3 protein-coding genes are annotated in these 6,665 nt (G+C 70.0%); 2 read left to right on the plus strand and 1 reads right to left on the minus strand.

Annotated features, from left to right (window positions below):
* On the plus strand, nucleotides 1-903 hold a 903-nt coding region (locus E1291_RS37420), incomplete at its 5' end, for an IS3 family transposase (RefSeq protein ID WP_131742783.1).
* Between the two features lie 135 nt (nucleotides 904-1,038).
* Nucleotides 1,039-2,772 (plus strand): pyruvate dehydrogenase, encoded by a 1,734-nt coding sequence (locus E1291_RS37425; RefSeq protein ID WP_131742784.1) that lies wholly within the window; start codon nucleotides 1,039-1,041, stop codon nucleotides 2,770-2,772.
* A gap of 1,136 nt (nucleotides 2,773-3,908) precedes the next feature.
* On the opposite strand, the gene E1291_RS37430 is transcribed toward E1291_RS37425, so the two are convergent.
* Nucleotides 3,909-4,340 carry an ATP-binding protein gene (locus E1291_RS37430; RefSeq protein WP_242614622.1) on the minus strand — a complete coding sequence of 144 codons (432 nt, stop codon included), beginning with the start codon at nucleotides 4,338-4,340 and terminating at the stop codon, nucleotides 3,909-3,911.
* Nucleotides 4,341-6,665: the final 2,325 nt, after the last annotated feature.

Consider the following 6,665-nt stretch of genomic DNA (forward strand, 5'->3'; position numbering starts at 1 on the left):
CTTCGCCCGCGAAAACGTACTCCCAAAGTAATCTACTCGCTGGTCCGTGAACTCGCCGCCGACCAGATCCCGGTCGCGGTGGCCTGCCGAGTATTGAACGTCTCCACCTCGGGATACTACGACTGGCTGGGACGCCCCGAACCGCCGCGTGCGCTGCGCAACAAGGAACTGACCAAGATGATCCACCAAATCCACGCCGAGTCCCGCGGGAGTTATGGCTCGCCGCGGGTGCACGCCGAACTGACGCTCGGGCTGAGCGAGCGGGTGAACCACAAGCGCGTGGAACGGCTGATGCGCCAGGCCGGCCTGCAGGGCGTCTACCGGCGCCGAGGCCGCCGCAGCCTGCTGAACACCGCCACCGAGGACGACCTGGTCCAGCGCCGCTTCAACGTCGCCGGCCCCGACCGGCTGTGGCTCACCGACATAACTGAACATCCCACGACGGAAGGGAAAGTATACTGCGCGGCCGTGATGGACGCCTATTCCAGGCGGATCATCGGCTGGTCGATCGACGTCCGCCAGGACACCGACCTGGTCATCAATGCGCTCGCCATGGCCGTCGCGCGGCGCAACCCGCCGCCGCGGTCCACCATCCTGCATTCCGATCACGGCACGCAATACACGTCCTGGGCTTTCGGGAAGCGCCTGCGGGACGCCGGGCTGCTCGGCTCGATGGGCACGGTCGGAGACTGCTACGACAATTCGATGATGGAATCGTTCTGGGGAACGATGCAACTGGAGTTGCTCGATACCCGGATTTGGAAAACCAGAGACGAGTTGGCCGGCGCGGTCTTTGAATGGATCGAATGCTGGTACAATCCTCATAGACGCCATTCCAGTATCGGAATGCGCAGCCCCGCCACGTTCGAAGGGCTCAACCTGCCCTCAGACACCCACGAGTGACCTCACCGCCGGTGTCCGCGCAACGGGGGGAAGCTCACCCGGCCCCGCACCGGCCTCCGGCCCGCACCATCGGCCGGAGTGTCAGCCCACGATCTTGGGGCAGGCCCTGGAGGGGGACTCTGACCTGGGGGGACGATGGCGACGGTCGCCGACCAGTTCGTCGAGGTGCTACGGCAGGCCGGTGTGCGGCGGATCTACGGGGTGGTGGGCGACAGCCTCAACCCGATCGTGGACGCCGTCCGCCGCTCCGGCGGCATGGACTGGGTGCACGTGCGCAACGAGGAGGCGGGCGCGTTCGCCGCGTCCGCCGAGGCCCAGGCCACCGGACGGCTCGCCGTGTGCGCGGGCAGCTGCGGACCGGGCAACGCGCACCTCGTCCAGGGCCTGTACGACGCGCACCGGTCCGGCGCGCCCGTCCTGGCGCTGGCCTCACAGATCCCGAGCACGCAGATCGGCAGCGGCTACTTCCAGGAGACCCACCCGGAGTCCCTGTTCGCCGACTGCAGCCACTACCGCGAGATGATCAACGGGCCGGGGCAGATGCCGCGGATCCTGCGCACCGCGATCCAGCACGCCGTCGGGCTCGGCGGCGTCGCCGTGCTCGTGCTGCCCGGCGACACCGCCAGCAGGGACACGGCGGGCCCGGCCGGCGAGCACGACCTCCTCGTCCGCCGGGGCGTGGTCCTGCCGCCCGCCGACCAGGTCGCCCGGCTCGCCGGGGCACTGAACCGCGCCCGGAAGGTCATGCTGTTCTGTGGCTCCGGAGTCAGGGGCGCCCACGCCGAGGTCATGCGGCTGGCGCACAAAGTCCTCTCGCCCGTCGGGCACGCGCTGCGCGGCAAGGAGTGGATCCAGTACGACAACCCGTTCGACGTCGGAATGAGCGGGCTGCTCGGCTACGGCGCCTGCCACACCGCGATGCAGGAAGCCGACCTCGTGCTCCTGCTCGGAACCGACTTCCCCTATGACCCGTTCCTGCCCGGCAGGAACACCATCCAGGTGGACGCGGACCCTTCCAGACTGGGCCGCCGGACCCCGCTCGACTTGGCCGTCCACGGCGACATCAGGGAGACGCTCCGCCTCGTCCTCGACCAGGTCGAACAAAAACAAGACCGGTCATACCTGGACGACATGCTGCGGCGGCACGCGCGCGCTCTGGAGAACGTCGTGTCCGCCTACACGCGCGACATCGAACGGCACATCCCCATCCACCCGGAGTACGTCGCGAGCGTCCTGGACGACCTCGCCTCCGACGACGCGATCTTCACCGTCGACACCGGCATGTGCAACGTCTGGGTCGCCCGCTACATCACCCCGAACGGACGCCGTCGCGTGATGGGCTCGTTCGTGCACGGTTCCATGGCGAACGCCCTCCCGCACGCGATCGGCGCGCAGTTCGGCGCACCGGGCCGCCAGGTCATCTCCGTCTCGGGCGACGGCGGGCTCGGCATGCTCCTAGGCGAACTGCTCACCGTCCGGCTGCACCGCATCCCCGTAAAGATCATCGTGTTCAACAACGCCTCGCTCGGCATGGTCCGCCTGGAAATGCTGGTGGACGGCCTGCCCGCGTTCGAGACCGACCACGAACCCGTCGACTACGCCGCCATAGCCGAGGCCGCAGGCATCGAGTCCGCCCGCGTGGAACGCCCGTCCGACGTGCGCACGGCCCTGTCCCGTGCCCTCGCCGCACCCGGCCCCTACCTCCTGGACGTCATCACCGACCCGAACGCCCTGTCCATCCCGCCACACATCACCCCCCAGCAGGTGAAGGGCTTCGCACTGGCCGCCGGAAAAACCGTCCTGACCGGCGGCGTAGGCAAAATGCTGGACCTAGCCCGCAGCAACCTACGCAACATCCCCCGCCCCTAACCCACCCCGCCCCCCTCAGACCACACCCCCACCCGCCCCACCTCTACTCACCCCGCCACGCCCCCGCCCCACCACCCCAAACCCCACCTCACCCAGCCGCCACATACCCACCGCACCCCTGCCCTACATAACTCCCCACACCCCACGCACCGCCCCCGCCAAGCCTCGCCGGACAACCCGTGGCGCACCGCCCCCCGGCGACCTCCAACGCCGCACTACATCGCCGTCCCCCACACAACCGCCACCACACCCTCCATACGCCGCGCCCCCGGCCACACCCCGCCCTGCCACACCCCACGGCGACCTCCACTGCACCGCAGGATGCTGCTACCTACCTATCCACACCCCGCCCCGCACCCAGCCGCGGCCTCCACAGCGGCGCCCTGCCCGCCGTCCCCCCACACCACACCATCCATACGCCTCGCCCCAGGCCGCACCCCGCGCCCGGCCACACCTCGCCCCGCCGTGATCCGCCGCGCCCCGCCGTGGCCCGCCGTGGCCCGCCGTGGCCCGCCGTGGCCCGCCGTGGCCTCCGCCACGCTGCAGGGTGCTCCCATCTCCCCGCACCGCCTGCCACGCCATCCGCTACACCGCGCCATCCATGCGCTGGGGCCTCCCTGGGACCTCTCTGTGGCCCGCTGTGGTCTCCGTGTGGTCTCCGCAGTGCCTATGCACCGCCCCGCACCACCCACCGCCCCGCACCACCCACCGGCTAGCAGCACCCACCGGCCTGCAGCCACCCACCGCCCTGCCGGCCTCTGCCCCTGTCGCCTGCCCCTTAGCTGCCTTCGCGCGCTGTTTATCCCGGTGCGGACGCATCATCCGTCTCTCGCCTCGTCAGGCTCAGCGCCACACCGCTCGCCGCCTGCGTCGTACATCGCAGGCGGCCCTCAACCCCGTGGCGCCGTTGGCGAGATCATCTGGCCTGACCGCGTCCCCACAAAGTGACGCGCTCGAAAGCGGTCGCCTAGAAGCAAGTCGAACTGAGGCGGTCGGACTAAAGCGGTCGGCGGAGGGGCCGATCATCAGGTTCGGCGAGCCCCTCCAGCCGCTCGGGTCGTCCCGGCAGGATCCTAGGCTTCCGCGACGGCCCTGCCTTGGAGGCCGGGTTTGCTCTCCGCCACGGACCTGGGCGGTCAGGCGTGGGACGGGGCAGGCGCGGCATCGACCTCGAACCAGAGCTGGGTGCGACGGGGGGTCTGGTCGAGACCCCACTCGTCGGCCAGGGCGTCGATGACGGTGAGGCCGCGGCCGTGGTCGAGACGGCTGCGCCCGTGCGCGTCGCCGTACGGATCGCCGTACACGTCACCGCGCGCCGGCCCACCGTCGGCCACCTCCACCCGCAGGCGGCGGCCGTCGGTGCACAGCGTCACGCGGATGAAGCCGGTCCCGTGCAGGATCGCGTTCGCGATGGCCTCGGCGCTCATCAACTCGACGTCGTCCAGAAGCGCCCCTTCTCCGAGGACCTTCACGGCGCGCTCCCGAACCGTCCGACGGGCCCGGCGCCCCTCGGCCGCCTCGGCGGGGAAGGCGAGCGGCTCACCGAGCCGCTCCATCCCCGCGGTCACGACTCGGCGTCCGGGGTGCGGCCCCGCAGGGCGCCCATTGCGGCGGTCGGGCACGAGCCGCCGCGTGTACGGGAGACGGGATCCGTCGTGCCGAGAGTCACTACATCACCACACAAGGGTCGGAAGCGCATCGCAATCATTCACCTGCGGTGAGTGATCGGGCAATGCGCTGGGCGTCTTTGTCTTGACCGAACCGGGACACGCTCCGCGACACCGCCGCAACCTCCTCCGGGGTGGCCCCGAGACGAACTGGGACCGGTCCAAAACCGGTCCGCCGGGGCGCGCGGCGGGCCGGACTCGGTGGATGGCTGCGACGAAGTGATCAACGAAACGCACGTGGTCGTACCGGCCCTCACGGACCGGCACTGTGGCGGAGCCTACGGTATGACTTGACGCCCCATCCGTTAATTGTGCCAAAAGTAAACTTCGCTCTAGCGCGTGCTCATCCGGTCGCGGAAACACGTTCTCGTCACGGTTGCCGCACGTCCTCCGCCGACCGCTCCGTCCCCACCCCGTCCCCCTCCTGCCCCCTCCTGCACACGGATCGTCCGACCACCTTCGGACGGCCGCCGCACCCACCGGCCATCATTCAACCGAGCACGGCACCGTGAAATTCTCCGCGCCCAACCCTCGAATCACCGGACGCCGTCCTCAATACCCCATCGGCGTCATCGGTGCTTCTCGCATGGCGAGCGGTTACCACAACACCACCCTTTGGACACGCCTCCGGCTCCCGTGCAGAGCCCACACCGGGACCACACGCATCGGCCACCCGTCCGCCTGTGCCTCGCAAGCCGTCCTCATCATCTTGCTCGTCCCACCCAGAGCACCACAGAACGAATGCGCCAGGTCAGCAGCCACCGCTGTCGCCGCAAGCGATCTCCCGAGCACCCTCACGAGACCCCCGACGCCCACATCCCCATGCCGGACGCCACGCTCTCCAACCCCAACCATCACTCCCACACCACACCCCTGCCTGCCACGCCCCGGTCTTCGCACCCCCAACCGCCACACCCCAGATGCCCCACCCGCCATCCCGGTCGTCCAACCCCCGGTCGTCCAACCCCGGGCGCCGCAGCCGTCGTCACATTCCCGGCCGCACCCCACGCGCCGCGCCCGGTCATCGCACCCCGTCATCGCCCCGCCCCCCACAGCCCTGATCATCAAGCCCCGGTCGTCAAACCCCGTCTGCAATTCCCGGTCGTCACACACCGGTCCGCCACACCCCACCCGTCCCACTTGCGACCACCACACCCGATCACCACACCCCGGTCGTCAAACCCCCGTCTCCCCGCCCCCAGTCGTCACGCACCGCTTCGCCACATCCAACCCGCCCCATTTGCGACCGCCGCACCCGATCACCACACCCCGTTCCTCACACCCGGTTGTCACACGGCCCGGCGTCACATCCACCCGTCTCACTCGCGGCCGCCACGCTCCTCCTGCGACACCCCGACCGGCACGCTCCCGGCCACGACACCCCGGCCGCCGCGCTCGCGCGCCGTAGCCCCGGCCCTCACACCGCGGGACATGGCATCACCGCCCACAGCAACCGCGCCCCGGCCCTACTCCCGACCGCCGTATCCCCATCCACCACCTTCCCGGCCGTCACACCCACCGCCGATAACCAAAACCCTGTCCGCCGCACCCCCCGATCACCACACCGGGACCGCCACGCTCCCGGTCATCACATCCGCGCCACCCCAACAGCGCCCGCCGCACCTCCGGCCGCCGCACCCCTACCTCGTCGCCACCGGTCGCCCATCCCTCGGTCGCCCCACCCCGCCCGCCATGACCCCAGCCGTCACGCTCCTGCCCTCCCGGTCATCGCATCTCTGCCGCCACGGACGGCCTTCGCCTCGTCCTCCGACTGCCCTGGCTCCGGCGGGCGTCCCACCTGCCGCCAATGCCTAACCGCCCCATCACCGTGCCGCGACGATCACAGCAGCCATCCATACCGCCCAGCCACAGCGAGCCCGTGACGGACACACAACGCCAACCGCCAGCTGCCAGAGGCATAGGACGGCCTCCCCCTCGCCTTTGACCCCAGCGTGGACGCACGGCGACCGCGACCATCCTGTGGCGCCCCTGCCGCCATCGCCAACGCCCTCGACGCGAACGCGCACATCACCTTTGAGCCGCTCAACCTCGCCCCCCACGGTGATCGGTGACCGCCCCCGAACACCCTCACTGGCCCGTACCTGCCTGCCAGCGAACAGAGGGCCCTGTCGACGACGGGTGAAAACTGACCCCCAGGCGACGGCTGGAATCTGACCCCTCTCACTGTGTGGAGGGTGATCAGGGTGGAGGACTGGGCGGAGATCC

Source organism: Actinomadura roseirufa (assembly GCF_900659635.1).
GTDB lineage: Bacteria > Actinomycetota > Actinomycetes > Streptosporangiales > Streptosporangiaceae > Spirillospora > Spirillospora roseirufa.